The organism is Salinibaculum rarum, assembly GCF_030505615.1.
GTDB lineage: Archaea > Halobacteriota > Halobacteria > Halobacteriales > Haloarculaceae > Salinibaculum > Salinibaculum rarum.
This window is the reverse complement of record NZ_CP129992.1, coordinates 2,492,335-2,508,751: the sequence shown is the minus strand read 5'-3', so window position 1 is coordinate 2,508,751 and position 16,417 is coordinate 2,492,335. Positions and strand designations below refer to the sequence as shown.

Here is a 16,417-nt window from a genome sequence, read left to right as displayed (position 1 = left end):
GCGGTATTGGGTTGCCGAGCGGATAACCCTTCGGGGACTATCCGTTCGTCGGCTGCTCTGCCCCCGGGAGCAACTCCGGATGGGTCTCGGACAGCAGGGCAAACAGCTCGTCGACGGTCCCGGGGTCGTCGGTCCAGAAACTGTTGTACAGCGCCGACTCCTCCTCCCGTGAGACAAGTGCTGCTTTCCGGCTGTCGTTGCCGTTCCCGTCGAACAGCAGAAACCAGTAGTCGCGAAACGTCCCGTCGCTGTCTTCGAAGATGTCGAACGGCGGGTCTTCCAGAGCGATGTCCGGATAGCCACACACCGTCACGTCGACGTCCGTACCCGCAAGGCGGTCGTACACAGACCGGGTCCGCTCCGAGTCACGCATCGTCGAGAGCGTCTGGAACCCCGCGACCAGCGTTCCCTCGCTCTCGCGGAGTGCGCGCCGTTCGAACATCCTGGAGACGCCGACCATCTGCCGACGACTCGTCTCCGGCGCAACCGTCAGGCCGTCGCTCGGGAGATCGGGCAGACGCTCCCGCTCGGTGTCGGCCCCCGATGCCAGCAGCGTCTCGAAGTCGTCGTCTGCCAGCCACTCGTCGACCGGGCGTGCACCGAACACCTCGTCCCCACGGTGGAGCACGCCCAGGTTCGTCGGCGTCCCGCGGCCGGTGGTGTCTTTCGTGACGGCAACACCCGTCCCCGAGAAGGTTCGTGCCAGCGCCGCCAGTTGCTCTTCACTGCCCTCGTAGTTGTAGACGGTCAGCGTCACCGTCTGGTCACGGAGATAGTCGAGCAGTTCCTTCATGCGTCGACACCTCCCGAGTCGTGTCGGTGCCAGCCGTCCGGGACGTCGTCACGGCCGACGACCCGAAACTCAGTGCCGTTGTCGGACCGGCGCACGTCGACGACCGTCTCGAAGAGCCCGACCAGCGCACGCCGGTCGGCCTCGTCGATGCCTTCCGTGTCGAGTGTCGCGATAACTGCCCCGTCGGTCGCGGTCACTCGGCCGACGAGCGCGTGGAGAAACCGATAGAGTGGCTGGGCGTCCGTGTACATCAGCGACGTCGCCAGATTGTCGAACATGACTCTGGCACCCTGCTCCCGGTTCTCGGAGATGTTGTCGAACACCTCGGAGACGGCCATCGCGATGCCGGTGAGGTCACCCGGTGAGCTGACCGTCCGGGTCCAGCTGTCCTCGGCGCTGTCGTCGGTCCCGGGCAGACAGTCGACGACCGCGAGGTTGTCCGTGGGTTCGCCGCCGCTGCTCCGATAGACCGTCCGGAGTTGCTCGGCTGAATCCGCGGTCGTAATCGCGAGTGGCTGTGCGCCGACGCCGTTGGCTGTCGCGAGCAGTTCGACACCGAGTGATTGCTTCCCGCTCATCGCAGGCCCGCTGAGGAGGACGCTGCTCCAATCTGAGCCGGCAGAAAGCACTTCCAGAAGGGTTGTCTCCTCTTTGGAGGTTGCTCCTCCCGGCTCCGAGTTGGCCGACATTTCAGTTCACGTTCCCTACTCCGACACGCGATAGCTAAAACGCTTCGACCGTTTTCAGTGCGCAGTCTCCGATATTTCGACCGGTACACGTCTCGCTCGCTGCTCGCCCGCGTGCGGTGCCTTTTTGACTGTCTTGCTCTCACGTCTCGGTATGTCACCGGAGGCGCGGCGCGTCGGCATCGTCGGCGAGGACGCCGAGCGAGCCGCCACAACGCTCTCGGACGCCGGGCTCGAGTCCGTCGTCGGTTCGGCGGAGGGTGTCCTCGATGCTGACCCCGACCTTGCGGTCGGACTCGGTGAGTCCGCGGTGCTGGCGCTGGCCCGTGAACGGCCCGCCGTGCCACTCCTCCCTGTCGGGGCCGGCGCCGGTCTCCGGTCGGTGTCCACCGAGGACCTCGAAGACGTTGCGCCCCGACTTCTCGCCGGGGACTGGGCGACAGAGACGCACCCACTCCTCGCTGTCGACGACGGGACTGGTCGGTCGCTCGCGCTGCTTGACGCCACGCTTGCCACGGCCGAACCGGCACGCATCTCCGAATTTACCGTCACCAGCGACGGCGAACTCGTGGCGCGATTCCGCGCCGACGGCATCGTCGCCGCGACGCCGGCCGGGACAGTCGGCTACGCCCGCGACGCGGGAGCGCCCGTGATTTCGCCCGGGTCGTCGGTGCTCGCGCTCGTCGCTATCGCACCCTTTGCCACGACGCTCGACCACTGGGTCGTACCGGCAGAGGACGTGTGTATCACCGTCGAACGCGACGATGCCGTCGTCGACGTGCTGGCCGACGACCGGACTGTCGGCCACGCGAGCGTCGGCGAGCAGGTGCAACTCTCGACGGACGGGAGCGTCCGGACTGTTCGTGTTCCCGAGAGCACGTCACCCTTCGCTCGGCGGGGCGCGGAATTGGAAAAACTCTAATGTAGTAAGGACACAGACTCAACTATGACCCGAGTAAACTTCTTCGGGCCCGTCGACAGCATCTTCGGCGCCGAACTCGGAATCGCCGATGTGCTCGTCATCGAGGCTCTTCTCCTCGCACTCGTTGTGCTGAACTTCGTAACGCGAAAAATCGCTCACGACCGGCACGTCGCACAGGCCGACGAGGGCGCTGAAGCGATTACCCGCTTTATCCCCCACGAAGCGTTGAACGTCGTGCTCCTGGTCGGTGCGTTCTACTACATGACGGTCTCGTACCACGGGGGATTCGTCCTCTCGTCGCTGGTCATCGGGCTGGTCCTGACTGACTTCTTCGAGTTCGAAGCCCGCAAAGCCGAGGCCCGGCGCGGTGTCTCGCTCGGTCGCCCGAAGGGAGCGCTTGCAGCAGCGGCGGTCGTGCTCGCGTACGCTGCCTACCAAACGCTGTTTTTCCTCATCGAAGGACCGGTCAGCGCGATTATCTGACGTCGGTCTGCGGACGCGTTACTTCGCGCTGCTGACGATTTTGATGACGTCGCCTTCTTCCAGTTGTGTGTCCTCGCCGATACGCCGTTTCTCGCGGGCGTCGACGGCGTGGAGGTAGCTATCGCCGATGTCGGAGTGGACGGCGTAGGCCAAATCCTTCGGTGTCGAGCCGTCGGGCAGCAAGTGCGCGTCGGGGAGCACGTTGCCTTTGGCGTCGGTCCACTTCGTCTCGTTCTGGACGGGATAGGCGGTAATCTGGTCGAGGACGTCGTAGACGACGGTGTCGAGTGCCTCCTGGACGCCGGTGCCACCCCACTCCTCGATGACGTCGCGGATTTGCTCCAGTCCCGTCTGCTGTGACTCGCTGACGTCACCCACGATGTCGAAGCCGTCGTCGCCGGGGTCGTAGTCGACGATGTCGGCCTCGACGGCACGCCGCAAGCCGAGTTCGCCGTCGGCCGACGCTGGGACGACAGTCTCGGCCGCGTCGCGGAGGCGGTCGATGTTCTCCTCGGGGGCGATGTCGGCCTTGTTGGCGACGACGATGATGGGTTTTGTCTCCGCTCGAATCTCCGCGGCGAGGCGCTGTCGGTCCTCGTCAGTCCACTGGCGGGGTGCTTCCGGGTACTCGACCCGACGGAGGACCCGCGCCACGTCGAGTTCCGTCGCGCCGACACCGGTCAGCATCTCCGTCAGCGAGTCGTCGATGTCGAAATCCGGCGACCGGGACTGGCGTACGATAGACTCCCAGTTTCGTTCGACGATAGAGGCGAGCCAGTGGTCCATCTCCTCCTCGATGAAATCCAGGTCCTCGACGGGGTCGTGGCTCCCGACTTCGACGGGTTCGCCCTCCTCGTTGGTTCCCCCTGACGCGTCGACGACGTGTAAGATGGCGTCGGCGTTGGTCAGTTCGTCCAGAAACTGGTTACCGAGTCCTCTCCCCTCGTGGGCGCCGGGGACGAGTCCGGCCACGTCCAGTAGTTCGATGGGGACGTAGCGTTTGCCGTCGTGGCAGTTGTCCGACCCACACCGCTGGTCGAGGTCGAGACACGGACAGCGAGTCCGGGCGTGGCTGACCCCACGGTTGGCGTCGATGGTGGTAAACGGGTAGTTTCCGACCTCTACGTCGGCCATGGTGGCGGCGGTGTAGAAGGTAGACTTCCCCGCGTTCGGCTTCCCGGCGAGCGCGACAGAGAGCATGCTCTCCTGTACCACGACCGCTCAAAAGCCCCTTTTGATTGGCGTACGCCGTCTGCCTAGTTCCCGTCGTCAGCGGCGACTGTCTCCACGGCGGAGTCTTCGTCGGCTTTGCCGGCTTCGTCGTCGGCAGTATCGTCTTCGGCGTCTCCTTCTGTGCTTTCGTCTTCGTCGTGACTGTCTGTCCTGTCGCCGCTGTCGACTGTGTTCTCGCTTGCCGGTTCGTCGTCTGTGACCGGCTCGTCGTCAGTGGCCTCCTCGACGTCGACAGATTCGATGACGGAGTCGTCCAGCACAGTCTCGTTGACCATCGTCATCTCTTCGCGGGCGCGAATCGCACCTTCGACGTCGGCATCTTGGTGAATTTCGACGTACTCCCCGGAGACGTCGCCCCGGATGTCCGTGTCTGGGCCGATGCGGACTGTCCCGTCGCGGGTGGTGACGTTCCCGGTCACCTGCGTTCCGGCACCGACGGTGACGCCGTCGTTGCCGCGCAGGCTTCCGAAAATTTCCGTGTCGCGGCCGACGACGAGCGACTGGGCGCGGATGTTGCCGTGGAGTCGGCAGTCGTCGCCGATGCGGGCCGGCGTCGAGACGCGCCAGGCGTCGTCGCTGACGCGCGTGCTCCGGGGGACGACGACGGGTTCGTGTTCGCGGTCCTCGTCCATCATTTCCGAGAGCACCTCCTCGGCGGCTTCTTCCTCGCCGATGCGGAGCAGTTGTGAGAGGTAGACAAAGAGGAAGACGATAGTCGGCATCGGGTTGCGGATGACAATCCAGCCGTTTGCCTCGAAGCCGTCTTCGATGTCGACGTCGTCGCCGATGTCTAGGTCACCGGCGACTTTGAGCTGGCCGGCGATGTGGACGCGCTCGCCGAGGTAGGCGTTCTCCCCGACGAGGACGTTGTCGGCGACGTCACACCACATGTCCAGCCGGCAGTCGCCTTCGGCCTCGATGTGGCCACCGAACTGGACCCGCTCGCCCGCGATGACGTTGTTCCCGCGAACGCCGAACTCGACGGTACTCTGTCCGCCGACGATGACATCCCCATCCGTTACCAGGTCGTGCTCCTCGACGTGTGTCCCGTCCGGGACGACCAGTTCGTCGAGGGGGTCTGAGCGAAGTGACGGCACAGCGTAATAACTGTTTTCGACCGTCTTAAATCCTGATGCACCGTCTGACCTGCGTCTGACGCACGCATGACGCGTGCCGGCAGTCAGCAGGAGATGAGGCTGACGCTCCCGCCACTCGCCGTCGCGGCCGGTTCGGGGGCGACAGTGACGCCGTCGTGTGACTCGTCGACGACCGTGGCAGGGTTCCCGACGACCGTCGCCCCGGGTGGGACGTCGTCGACCACGACAGCGCCGGCCCCGACTCTCGCGCCCGTGCCAATCGTGATGTCCCCGACGAGCGTACTGTTCGCGCCGAGTGTCACGCCGTCCTCGACGGTCGGATGGCGCTTGACCGGTCGGGGGTCGTTCCCGCCGAGCGTCACGCCGTGGTACATCTGCACGTCGTCACCGATCTGGGCGGTCTCTCCGATGACGACGCCCATCCCGTGGTCGATGAACACGCGCCGGCCGATGTCTGCGGCTGGGTGTATCTCGACGCCCGTCAGAAAGCGGGTGAACTGTGAGAGGAGACGCGCGAGTAGCCTGTACCCGCGCGTCCAGAGTGCGTGCTCGATGCGGTGTGCCCAGATGGCGTGGAGTCCCGGATACGTCAACACTGCCAGCACTGACCGTGCGGCGGGGTCGTTCTCCAGTGCTGTACAGACGTCCTCTCTGACGCGCGTCAAGATTCCTGACATTGTCCTGGGTCGATGTGTGCCTTCACGTCGTACTACGACGTCCAGACCCCTAAACTTCGTCGTCCTTCTGTCGGTGTCGCGCCGGTGTCGACCACACCCGTTTTCTCGGTTCGGTCCCGTGTCCTGGGTATGCCCACGGAACTGGACGCCGAGACCCGCGCGGAGGCAGTCGTCGACGCGCTGGGACTGCTCTACCACGAAGACTTGGACCCCGACGATTTCATGCTCTTTCCCGAGGGCGAGAGCGCGACAATCGAAACTGACGACGACGCCGCCTACTGGCAGACGGCAGACAACACCCAGCACGCCTTCGAGTGTCTCGTCCGTACAATTTTGAGCCAGAACACCTCCGATACGGCCAGCCAGCCCGCCCACGACGCGCTGCTGGAGCGGTACGACGGCGCTGGGGGAGACCTCGCGGCCGAACTCGCCGGAGCCGACCAGGCGACGCTCGCGGAGACCATCGAATCAGCCGGCCTCTACAACCAGAAATCCGAGAAAATCATCGGCGCAGCCGAGTGGGTCCGCGCGGAGTACGGCGACGGTGCTGCCTTCGACGAGTTCGTGAAGACGGGCGACCCCGGCGAAGTCAGAGAGACACTCCTCTCGGTCGACGGCGTCGGGCCGAAAACTGCCGACTGCGTGCTCCTCTTTGCCGGCGGTCGCGCTGGCGTCTTTCCTGTCGATACGCACGTCCACCGCATCGGCCGCCGGATGGGTCTCGCGCCAGCCGATGCCGACCACGAGGCAGTCCGGGAAGCGCTCGAAGCGTCGGTTCCTGGCGAGAAATGCGGCTTCGGCCATACTGCGATGATTCAGTTCGGCCGTGAGTACTGCTCGGCCCGCAAACCGGCCTGTCTGGACGACCCCGAGGCCTGCCCGCTGGCAGACCTCTGTGACCAGGTGGGTGTCGATACGATAGACGGTCGCGTGGTAGACCCGGCGGAGACGGTCGGCGAGTGAAAACTCCCGGTGTACGAAATCGGCGAGGAATGTTCAGATAAACCGGAACGTTTCGAGGTTCTTCGGGGCGAACGTTCGCATGTTGTAGTCGTGGTAGAGGGCCGACGAGAGATCCTGGACAGAGGACTCGTCGCCGTGGACACAGAGGATTTTCTCCGGCCGCGGGTTCATCGTCTTGACGAAGTTCTCCAGTCCCTGTCGGTCGGCGTGCCCGGAGAAGCCGTCGACGACTTCGACGTCCAGTTCCAATTTTAGCGTGTCACCGCGGCCCCGGCCGTTGCCGTTTCCGATGGGGATTTCGTCCCAGCCGTTCTGAATCCGCCGACCGAGCGTCCCCTGGGCCTGATAGCCCACGAACGTCATCGTCGAGTCGGGGTCGGGACCGACGTGTTCGAGCCAGGAGAGAATCGGCCCACCCTCGACCATCCCCGAGGTCGAGAGAATGATGCAGGGGCCGCCGTCGGCGACTTCCTGGCGCTCGTCCTCGCCGCCGTCGATGTGGTTGAACTGGTCTGCCAGGAACGGGTTCTCGTCCTCGTGGAAGATGCGGTCTCTGACCTCGTCGCGGAGGTACTCCGGATACGTCGAATGGATGGCCGTCGCCTCCCAGATCATCCCGTCGAGGTGAATCGGCACTTCCGGAATCTCGCCCTCGCGCATCGCCTCCTCGAGGACGAGCATAATCTCCTGTGAGCGGCCGACGGCGAAAGCGGGAATCAGGACCTGCCCATCGTCGTCTATCGTGTCGTTGATCACGCGTTTGAGCTTCTGCTCGGAGTCTTTCTGGTCGGTCTGGTAATCGTTGCGACCGCCGTACGTCGACTCCAGCACGAGCGTCTCCACGCGCGGGAAGTCGTTGACGGCACCGTTGAACAGGCGCGTGTCGTCGTAGTGGATGTCCCCGGAGAAGGCGACGTTGTACAGCCCGTCGCCGATGTGGAAGTGACTGATAGCCGACCCGAGGATGTGGCCGGCGTTGTGTAGCGTGAGCTTGATGTCGGGTGCGATGTCGGTGACGTCACCGTATTCGAGTGGGATTGTGTGCTTGATCGCTTCCCGGACCATCTCGGAGTCGTACGGCGGTGTCCGTCCCTCCTTGGCGGCCACGTCTAGATAGTCCAGCTGGAGCAGGCCCATCAGGTCTCGCGTCGGCTCGGTGGTGTAGATTGGCCCGTCGTAGCCGTACTTGAATAGCAGCGGGATAAGTGCAGAGTGGTCGAGGTGGGCGTGGGTCAACACGACCGCGTCGATGTTGCTGGCACCGGCGCCGAGTGCCTCCGGGACCTGCAGATAGGGGACCTCTCCTTCGGCGCCTGGCTTGTCCCCACAGTCGATGAGAACGCGTGTTTCCGGCGTCGAGAGGATAAACGCCGCCCGCCCGACTTCGCGACAGCAGCCAAGCGTCGTGATGCGGACGTACTCGTCGTCGGACATCTTCTCGCGGTGAATCTGCCGGCCGACCCGTTCGAGAATGTCCCGGCGGTCCTCGCGCTGCTGTTTGAGGAAGTTCCGGACGTTCTGAACCGTCGAGGACTCGATTGGTGGCGTCCGAACCACTTCGGGCGTCCACCCGACTTCCTGGGTTATCTCCCGGAGCGTCGCGCCGTGTTTGCCGATGACCATGCCGGGCTTTTCGGCTTCGATAACCACCTCACCGGTGTCGTGGTGGAAATCGAGGTCGGTAACGCCCGCCTCCTCTGGGATGACCGACAGAATCTCGGTCCGGGCGCTCTCCGGTGCCGACAGCGCCGCCGGGTCCGGGCGGACCGTGATTCGCTTGCGCAACTGCGAGGCGAGCCGACGAATCAGGTCGCCGTTCTGTGCGAACTTCTTTGGGTCGCGCGTGTACACAACCAGTTCCGGTCCCTCGTAGGTCACCTGCGTGATGGTGATGTCGTCGGGGACTTCGTTCGTAATCTCTGCTTTCATCTCCTCGAGCCGCTTTTCTACTGCACTCATAGCTAAGAACCGTGTGTCGTAACGTGGTGTCGGCAGTGCCCCTCCTGAAACGCTGGCCGGTCGGGACGAGAGACAGGAACACTAGTCATTGTGTTGGTCCGTGGTCCCCGAACTGGGGAGGAGGTACCTCCGGACGAAACTGTGTCCGGAAAACCGACGTGTGCAAATTTGTACACCGTCCCGATTATAAAAGCCCTTCGCAACCTGCCCATTCGGGCGTAACTCGGCGGTCTCAGCCCGTTTGTCGTTCGACGCCGACCTCAAGAATCAAACTTCGCGCTGGCGTAGTAGCCCCCATGCGTGTTACGCCTGCCGTCGTCGAGCGCGAATGCGAGTGGGTCCGCGACCGTGGCACCACTGTTGTTCCGCTCGTCAACGACGTTCGTCAGAAACTCGGTGACATCTTCGAGACCGACGTTGCCAGTATCTCCCAATCACAGTACGACGTTGCCGTCGACGACGTCTTCGCCGACGGCGACCTCGCGGTGAACGTCGCCACGCTCGTCGCCCTGCTCCGGGACCTCGACGTCGAGAACGACTACCCGGGATTCGTCGTCGACGAACTGCTCGGGCGCGAACTCGCGGGGATGCTCGCCGGCCAGCAACCGCTTCGCATCCTCGGCGAGGCTACCTTCCACTACGCCGACATCCACACCCACGGCGACGACGGGGACACTGCCGGGGCAGACGACCTCGATGCGGCTCTGGCGGCCGGGTTTCAGACCCGATTGCCCGGCTGGGAGTGGACCGAGGGGGAGAGTCCCTTCACCGTCTGATGCGGGAACGACACTCGCGGCCAAACAAAGCGCGTTTATCCTTCCGCGTCGCACTCCTCGTCAATGAGCGACGATACCGAGCAAGACCTCGGCATCACCAAATCGAAAGAACACGAGACTGGTGAGTGGTACGCCGAACTCGTCCAGAAGGCAGAACTTGCAGACTACGCGCCGATGGGTGGGTTCATCATCACCCGACCACGCGGATACGCCATCTGGGAGCGCATCCAGAACCACCTCGACGGCTGGTTCAAGGACACCGGCGTCCAGAACGCCTACTTCCCGATGTTCATCCCCGAGTCCTTCCTCGAACGCGAGAAAGACGTCGTGGAAGGGTTCGACCCCGAAGTCGCGTGGGTGACCCACGGCGGCTACGACGAACTCGACGAGCGCCTCGCGGTCCGCCCGACGAGTGAGTCTATCATCGCGCCCTTCATGTCCCAGTGGACACGCTCACACCGTGACCTCCCGATGCGCCTGAACCAGTGGTGTTCGGTCGTCCGCTGGGAGGCCACCGAGACCAAGCCGTTCTTCCGCACCAAGGAGTTCCTCTGGCAGGAGGGTCACACCGCCCATCGCGACGAGGAGGGTGCCTGGGACGAGACGATGACCCGGCTCGACCAGTACGAGCGCGTCTACGAGGATGTTCTGGCGATGCCGGTCCTGCGCGGCCGCAAGCCACCCCACGACAAGTTCCCCGGCGCGCACACGACGACGACCGTCGAGGCGCTGATGCCCGACGGCAAGACCGTCCAGGGTGCGACCTCGCACTATCTGGGCACCTCCTTCGCGGAGGCGTTCGACATCACTTACGCCGACGAAAACGAGGAGGAAAACACCGCCCACACCACCTCGTGGGGGCTCTCCTGGCGCGCGATGGGGGCGCTCTTCATGACCCACTCCGATGACCAGGGACTGGTCCTCCCGCCGTCGCTCGCGCCCGAGCAGGTCGTCATCGTCCCAATCTGGCAAGAGGAGAACAAGGAGGAGGTCGTCGGCTACGCCGAGGAAATCGCGGCCGACTTGGAGGACGCAGGCGTCCGGGTCGAACTCGACGACAGGGAGAACCGCAATCCCGGCTTTAAGTACAACGAGTGGGAGCTCAAGGGCGTCCCCGTCCGCATCGAAGTCGGGCCAAACGAGGTCGACGACGAGGAAGTCACCTTCGTCCACCGCCCCGACGGCGAGAGCGAGGTCGAACCGCGCGAGGCCATCGGCGAGACGGCCCGCGACCACCTCGATACCGTCCACGCCAAACTCTACGCCAGCGCCGAGGAGACGCTGGAAGGCGAGATTCGTGAGGCCGAGAGCCGCGAGGAGATTCTCGGGACCATCGGTCAGCACGGCGGCTACGTCAAGTGTGGCTGGTGTGGCGACGAGGACTGCGAAGAGCCAATCAAGGAGGCCATCGCCGCCGAAATCGTGATGGTCCCGCTGGACCGCGACGAGGAACCGATTCACGACGAGTGTGCCATCTGTGGCGACGACGCAGAAGAGACGGCTTACTTCGCAAAGAGCTACTGACGGTCAATTACTGTTCGCGCTCGATTGCCGTCACGTTTCCTCGTAGGTCGACAGTCCCGAGGTCGAGCCCCACGCTGTTCCCCACTTTGAGCCGCTGCTGGTCGAGCATCGGCGTGCCGTCTGTCTGTGAAATGTTCACAATCACGGTCACCGTGACGGTCTTCAGTCGGGGGTGCTCACGCACCAGCACGTCGCCAGCGGAGTTTGTGGTGATAATTGTGGCTGGTTCGACAGTCTTGTTTTCGATACTGGTGACGTTCCCACCGTCAACGTCGCCGACTGCGGGTACCGCATCCGCGACGTAAGGTTCGACGCCGTCTGCGCGGATGGTGATTGTAGCCGTCTCAGGGTTGCTTTCGCCGCCTGTTCCTAGCACCAGAGCGGCGCCGGCAGCGACGACGGCGAGGAGCAACAAAACGACCAGCAGGTCGATGACGTTGACGACACCGAACACCCGACCGTTCTCGTCGATGACTTCCATTCTTGAGTACGACGCCACGCGGCAGACACATATATCCTCTCACCTGACCGAACCGCCGCCTCGGAGGGCGGAATATTAATATTGACAATACTTCCCTAATATTCCATTATTTGAGTTTAACACACCATGCTTATTTCAGGGGTAGTCTCTTATGGATGCAGTCCTTGACACGGGTTAGAATGACTGAGCGACAGGTTACAGGGCAGTCTGCGTGCGATGCCGGGCTCGCGGACCCCACTGACGAACGGTCGAACTGTGGCGTCGGGGTCGTAATGGACCTCGACGGTGGAAAACAGAGCCAGGTAGTACAGGACGGACTCGACCTCGTCGAATGTATGGAACACCGGGGAACGACCGGGGCCGAGTCAAACACCGGCGACGGGGCCGGCATCATGTTCCAGATACCCCACGAGTTTTTCGCCGACGAAGTCGACGCTGACCTGCCATCCCCCGGCGAATACGCTGTCGGCTCGCTCTTTCTCCCGCAGGATGTCGACGTGCGAGCAGACCTGAAAACGCTCGTCGAGGAGCATTTCGCCGAGGAAGGACTGGACGTGCTCGCCTGGCGGTCAGTGCCGACCGACAACTCGACGCTCGGCGACACCGCCGTCGAATCCGAACCCGACGTCCAGCAGGTCTTTGTCACCTCCACCGAGGGCAAGACAGGCAAAGACTTCGACCGGCAACTCTACATCGGCCGCCGGGTAGTAGAGAACGCAATCGAAGACGAGCAGCCGCCGGGACACGAGCGCTTCTATATCGTCTCGCTGGACAAGGACACTGTCGTCTACAAGGGCCTCCTGCTTGCCGAGCAGGTCGCCGAGTACTACCCCGAACTGCACGACGAGCGGATGACCTCCACGTTCGCGATGGTCCACGCCCGCTTCTCGACGAACACGCTGGGCGCGTGGCACCTCGCACACCCCTACCGCAACATCATCCACAACGGCGAGTTCAACACGATTCAGGGCAACATCAACTGGATGCGTGCCCGTGAGACGGACATCGCTCACGAGGCCTTCGGCGAGGACATCGACAAAATCACGCCCATCATCGACGACCCAGAGCAGTCAGACACCGCGAGCGTCGACAACGCCCTCGAACTGCTCATGCAGGGTGGGCGCGATTTGCCACACGCGCTCCGGACACTCATCCCCGAGGCGTGGCGCGGCGAGGCAAACGACGTGACCGGCGACCGCCGGGACTTCTACGACTACCACGCCTCGCTGGTCGAACCGTGGGACGGCCCCGCACTCGTCGCGGCGACTGACGGCGAGCGGGTCGGTGCGGTCCTCGACCGCAATGGCCTGCGCCCCTGCCGGTACGACATTCTGACGGACAACACGCTCGTGATGTCCTCCGAAATCGGCGCGCTGGACTACGACGAAGACGAAATCGAGGAGCGCGGCCGACTCCGGCCCGGGCAGTGTTTCCTCGCCGACCCGGAGAAGGGACGCGTCATCCCCGACGAGGAAGTGTTCGAGGACCTCGCCGACGAGAAGTACGGCGAGTGGGTCGACCGGGAACAGGTCGACGTCGGCGACATCTCGACGGACGACGACAACCTCCCGCGGGGCGACGTGGAGTCCCTGCGGTCCCACCAGGCGATGTACGGGTACACCTACGACGAGGTCGACCACCTGCTCGAGCCGATGGCCGAGAAGGGCAAAGACCCGGTCGGCTCGATGGGCGACGACACGCCGCTGTCTGTCCTCTCGCAGTTCAACCGGCCGCTGTTTACGTACTTCAAGCAACTGTTCGCACAGGTGACCAACCCGCCGCTTGACTACATCCGCGAGGAACTGGTCACCTCACTGGAGTCCCGACTCGGTCACCAGCGGAACCTGCTCGACGAAACGCCCGAACACGCCCGCCAGCTCGTCCTCGACTCGCCAATCCTGACCGACCAGGAGATGCGAGACATCAAAGACATCGACGAGAACGGGCTCTCGACGACGACCGTCGACATCACCTACGACCCCGACGAAGAGGACCTCGAATCGGCCGTCGAGTCCGTCCGTGAGAAGGCCGACGCCGTCGCGCTCGACAGCGACATCGTGGTCCTCTCGGACCGCGACGCCGGCCCCGACGAGGTACCGATTCCGAGCCTGCTGGCCGTCGGCGGCGTCCACCACCACCTCGTCCGCAACGGACTCCGCAACCACGTCGGCCTCGTCCTCGAATCCGGCGACCCGCGTGCTGTCCACCACTTCGCGACGCTCATCGGCTACGGTGCCGGCGCAATCAACCCCTACCTCTCCTACCAGACCATCGAGGACCTCGTCGCTGGCCCCGACGGTGCCGACCCCAGCCGAGCTATCGACGCCTACATCAACGCCGTCGAGGACGGCCTGCTGAAGACGATGGCCAAGATGGGTATCTCCACGGTGGAGAGCTACCAGGGCGCACAGATCTTCGAGGCCATCGGCCTCTCCTCTGATTTCGTTGCCGAATACTTCGAGGGGACCGAAAACCGGACGGAAGGAATCGGCCTGGAAGAAATCGAGGGGGACCTCGAACGCCGCCACGAGGTCGCCTGGGCCGAAGAAGAACCGGAGATGGAGCGTGTCGGCGAGTACGAGAACCGCTCGGGCGGCATCTACCACTCCTGGAATCCCGACACGGTCGGTGCGATACAGCAAGCCGTCCGGACGGGCGATTACGAGCGATACCAGGACTTTGCGGACCTCATCAACGACAAAAACGAGAACGTCCACACGCTCCGCGGACTGCTCGAGTTCGACAGTGACCGGGAGTCGATACCCATCGAGGACGTCGAACCCATCTCCGATATCGTCGAGCGCTTCGAGACGGCCGCGATGAGTCTCGGGTCGCTCTCCCCGGAGATGCACGAGAACAACGCTATCGCGATGAACCGCATCGGCGCGAGTTCCAACACTGGCGAAGGTGGCGAACCACCAGAACGGTTCAACACCGAAAAAGAGAGCGCCACGAAGCAGGTCGCGTCCGGTCGCTTCGGCGTCACGTCGACGTATCTCGCCAACGCCGACGAACTGCAGATCAAGATGGCCCAGGGCTCAAAGCCCGGCGAAGGTGGCCACCTGCCCGGCAAGAAGGTCAACGAGATGATTGCCCACGTCCGGTACGCGACGCCGGGCGTCGGCCTCATCTCGCCGCCGCCGCTGCACGACATCTACTCCATCGAGGACCTCAAGCAACTCATCTACGACCTGAAAGCCTCGAACCCGGATGCAGACGTCAACGTCAAACTCGTCGCCGAGGCCGGCATCGGCACCGTCGCCGCCGGCGTCGCCAAAGCCAACGCCGACGTCGTCCACATCTCCGGCGACAACGGCGGGACCGGTGCCTCGCCGAAGACGAGCATCAAAAACGCCGGCCTCCCGTGGGAACTGGGTGTCTCCGAGGCCAACCAGATGCTCCGCGCGACTGGTCTGCGCGACCGCATCAAGGTCACCACTGACGGCGGGATGAAGACTGGCCGCGACGTGGCCGTCGCCGCCCTGCTCGGTGCCGAAGGATACGCCTTCGGAACGGCCTCGATGGTCACTTCCGGCTGTGTGATGGCCCGGCAGTGCCACGAGAACACCTGTCCGGTCGGCGTCGCGACGCAAAACGAGAAACTTCGGGACCGCTTCCCCGGCCAGCCAGAGCACGTCATCAACTACATGACCTTCGTCGCGCAGGAACTGCGCGAGATTATGGCCGAACTCGGCTTCGAGACGGTCGACGAGATGATCGGCCGTGTCGATGTGCTCCGCCAGCGCGAGGACGTCGAGGAAGAGAAAGCGAAGAAACTCGACCTGTCTTCGGTTCTGGCCGAACCCGAGACCGACTACGACATCGACCGCTACAAGACCAAGCCACAGGACCACGAAATCGACCAGCAACTCGACTGGGAGATTCTCGACCAGGTCGAATCGGCAATCGAGGACGGCGAGCCGACGACGCTCGACCTGGACATCGACAACACCGACCGGACCGTCGGCGCGACGCTGTCGAGTCGCATCTCGCTCGAACACGGCGTCGAGGGACTTCCCGAAGACACGCTCGACCTCCGCTTCGAAGGCACCGCCGGACAGAGCTTCGGTGCGTTCACCCAGACCGGCGTGACGATGGACCTCGTCGGGACGGCAAACGACTACGTCGGCAAAGGGCTCTCGGGTGGGAAAATCCTCGTGCGGACGCCAAACGACGCCGGCTACGCCGCAGACGAGAACATCGTCATCGGCAACGTCGCCCTCTATGGAGCCACCCAGGGCGAGGCCTACATCAACGGCGTCGCCGGCGAGCGCTTCGGCGTTCGCAACTCCGGTGTGAAAGGCGTCGTCGAGGGCGTCGGCGACCACGGCTGTGAGTACATGACCGGTGGTGCCATCGCGGTCCTCGGCGAAACGGGCAAGAACTTCGCGGCCGGGATGAGCGGCGGTGTCGCCTACGTCTACGACCCCGACGGCGAGTTCGAGGACCACGCCAACACCGGGATGGTCACGCTGATGGGAACGCTCGAACCCAAAGACAGGGACATGCTGACCCGCCTCGTCGAAAACCACGCCGCCTACACCGATTCGGCTCGCGCAGCCGAACTCCTCGAGGACTGGGACGAGGAAATCGAGAACTTCACCAAGGTCATGCCGGACGCCTACGCCGAAATCATCGCCGAACGCGAACGCGACGACGTGCGCAACGAACTGCCGCCGGCCGCAGACTCGACTGCCACGGCGGGCGATACGGTTCGCGGCCGCGCCGACGACTGACCGGGTCGCCGGCGCTCGTATTTTCGCCGTTCGGATACCGGACTCCCGTCTCACCTGTTTGTCTATCGGACGGCCATGCCCGAACTG

General features: G+C 63.9%; 13 protein-coding genes. 6 read left to right on the top strand and 7 right to left on the bottom strand.

Annotated features, from left to right (window positions below; all coding sequences use genetic code 11):
- Positions 1–37: 37 nt before the first annotated feature.
- Both QYL91_RS13015 and QYL91_RS13010 read right to left on the bottom strand, forming a co-directional pair.
- Positions 38–793, bottom strand: a complete 756-nt coding sequence (locus QYL91_RS13015) for a DICT sensory domain-containing protein (protein ID WP_302080924.1) — start codon at positions 791–793, stop codon at positions 38–40.
- Entirely contained in the window at positions 790–1,482 is a 693-nt protein-coding gene (locus QYL91_RS13010; protein ID WP_302080923.1) for a DUF7504 family protein, read from the bottom strand. The genes QYL91_RS13015 and QYL91_RS13010 overlap by 4 nt, the downstream gene beginning before the upstream one ends.
- 151 nt (positions 1,483–1,633) lie before the next feature.
- Between QYL91_RS13010 and QYL91_RS13005 the strand changes: the two genes are divergently transcribed.
- Positions 1,634–2,401 carry an NAD(+)/NADH kinase gene (locus QYL91_RS13005; RefSeq protein ID WP_302080922.1) on the top strand — a complete coding sequence of 256 codons (768 nt, stop codon included), beginning with the start codon at positions 1,634–1,636 and terminating at the stop codon, positions 2,399–2,401.
- 24 nt (positions 2,402–2,425) lie between these two features.
- Positions 2,426–2,884, top strand: coding sequence for a DUF7313 family protein (locus QYL91_RS13000; protein ID WP_302080921.1), 459 nt, complete (start codon positions 2,426–2,428; stop codon positions 2,882–2,884).
- Between the two features lie 18 nt (positions 2,885–2,902).
- On the opposite strand, the gene QYL91_RS12995 is transcribed toward QYL91_RS13000, so the two are convergent.
- From QYL91_RS12995 to cysE, 3 genes are all read right to left on the bottom strand, one after another.
- On the bottom strand, positions 2,903–4,084 hold the full coding sequence (locus QYL91_RS12995) for a redox-regulated ATPase YchF (protein WP_302080920.1): 1,182 nt from the start codon (positions 4,082–4,084) through the stop codon (positions 2,903–2,905).
- A gap of 56 nt (positions 4,085–4,140) precedes the next feature.
- Positions 4,141–5,214: a polymer-forming cytoskeletal protein gene (locus tag QYL91_RS12990; protein WP_302080919.1), complete on the bottom strand. Its 1,074-nt coding sequence runs from the start codon at positions 5,212–5,214 to the stop codon at positions 4,141–4,143.
- Between the two features lie 83 nt (positions 5,215–5,297).
- Entirely contained in the window at positions 5,298–5,882 is a 585-nt protein-coding gene (cysE, locus tag QYL91_RS12985; RefSeq protein ID WP_302082868.1) for a serine O-acetyltransferase, read from the bottom strand.
- 138 nt (positions 5,883–6,020) lie between these two features.
- Between cysE and QYL91_RS12980 the strand changes: the two genes are divergently transcribed.
- Positions 6,021–6,854, top strand: a complete 834-nt coding sequence (locus tag QYL91_RS12980) for an endonuclease III domain-containing protein (protein WP_302080918.1) — start codon at positions 6,021–6,023, stop codon at positions 6,852–6,854.
- A 33-nt stretch (positions 6,855–6,887) separates the two neighbouring features.
- On the opposite strand, the gene QYL91_RS12975 is transcribed toward QYL91_RS12980, so the two are convergent.
- Positions 6,888–8,813, bottom strand: coding sequence for a beta-CASP ribonuclease aCPSF1 (locus QYL91_RS12975; protein WP_302080917.1), 1,926 nt, complete (start codon positions 8,811–8,813; stop codon positions 6,888–6,890).
- 296 nt (positions 8,814–9,109) lie between these two features.
- Here QYL91_RS12975 and QYL91_RS12970 point away from each other — a divergent pair, with 296 nt between their 5' ends.
- Together QYL91_RS12970 and proS are read left to right on the top strand one after the other, a co-directional pair.
- The gene (locus tag QYL91_RS12970; protein ID WP_302080916.1) at positions 9,110–9,589 is read left to right on the top strand and encodes a DUF7984 family protein; all 480 of its coding nucleotides are present in this window, start codon (positions 9,110–9,112) and stop codon (positions 9,587–9,589) included.
- 63 nt (positions 9,590–9,652) lie between these two features.
- Positions 9,653–11,113, top strand: a complete 1,461-nt coding sequence (gene proS / locus QYL91_RS12965; protein WP_302080915.1) for a proline--tRNA ligase — start codon at positions 9,653–9,655, stop codon at positions 11,111–11,113.
- A gap of 7 nt (positions 11,114–11,120) precedes the next feature.
- On the opposite strand, the gene QYL91_RS12960 is transcribed toward proS, so the two are convergent.
- A complete protein-coding gene (locus QYL91_RS12960; protein ID WP_302080914.1) occupies positions 11,121–11,594 on the bottom strand; it encodes a DUF4330 domain-containing protein in 474 nt (157 codons plus the stop codon).
- 179 nt (positions 11,595–11,773) lie between these two features.
- On the opposite strand from QYL91_RS12960, the gene gltB reads away from it, so the two are divergent.
- Positions 11,774–16,330, top strand: coding sequence for a glutamate synthase large subunit (gene gltB / locus QYL91_RS12955; RefSeq protein ID WP_302080913.1), 4,557 nt, complete (start codon positions 11,774–11,776; stop codon positions 16,328–16,330).
- The last annotated feature ends 87 nt before the right edge of the window (positions 16,331–16,417 follow it).

Excerpts from the sequence above, each read along its gene's own strand:
- QYL91_RS13015 (WP_302080924.1), bottom strand. The coding sequence starts at position 793 with ATGAAGGAACTGCTCGACTATCTCCGTGACCAGACGGTGACGCTGACC.
- QYL91_RS13010 (WP_302080923.1), bottom strand. The coding sequence starts at position 1,482 with ATGTCGGCCAACTCGGAGCCGGGAGGAGCAACCTCCAAAGAGGAGACA.
- QYL91_RS13005 (WP_302080922.1), top strand. The coding sequence starts at position 1,634 with ATGTCACCGGAGGCGCGGCGCGTCGGCATCGTCGGCGAGGACGCCGAG.
- QYL91_RS13000 (WP_302080921.1), top strand. The coding sequence starts at position 2,426 with ATGACCCGAGTAAACTTCTTCGGGCCCGTCGACAGCATCTTCGGCGCC.
- QYL91_RS12995 (WP_302080920.1), bottom strand. The coding sequence starts at position 4,084 with ATGCTCTCTGTCGCGCTCGCCGGGAAGCCGAACGCGGGGAAGTCTACC.
- QYL91_RS12980 (WP_302080918.1), top strand. The coding sequence starts at position 6,021 with ATGCCCACGGAACTGGACGCCGAGACCCGCGCGGAGGCAGTCGTCGAC.
- QYL91_RS12975 (WP_302080917.1), bottom strand. The coding sequence starts at position 8,813 with ATGAGTGCAGTAGAAAAGCGGCTCGAGGAGATGAAAGCAGAGATTACG.
- QYL91_RS12970 (WP_302080916.1), top strand. The coding sequence starts at position 9,110 with ATGCGTGTTACGCCTGCCGTCGTCGAGCGCGAATGCGAGTGGGTCCGC.
- proS (WP_302080915.1), top strand. The coding sequence starts at position 9,653 with ATGAGCGACGATACCGAGCAAGACCTCGGCATCACCAAATCGAAAGAA.
- QYL91_RS12960 (WP_302080914.1), bottom strand. The coding sequence starts at position 11,594 with ATGGAAGTCATCGACGAGAACGGTCGGGTGTTCGGTGTCGTCAACGTC.
- gltB (WP_302080913.1), top strand. The coding sequence starts at position 11,774 with ATGACTGAGCGACAGGTTACAGGGCAGTCTGCGTGCGATGCCGGGCTC.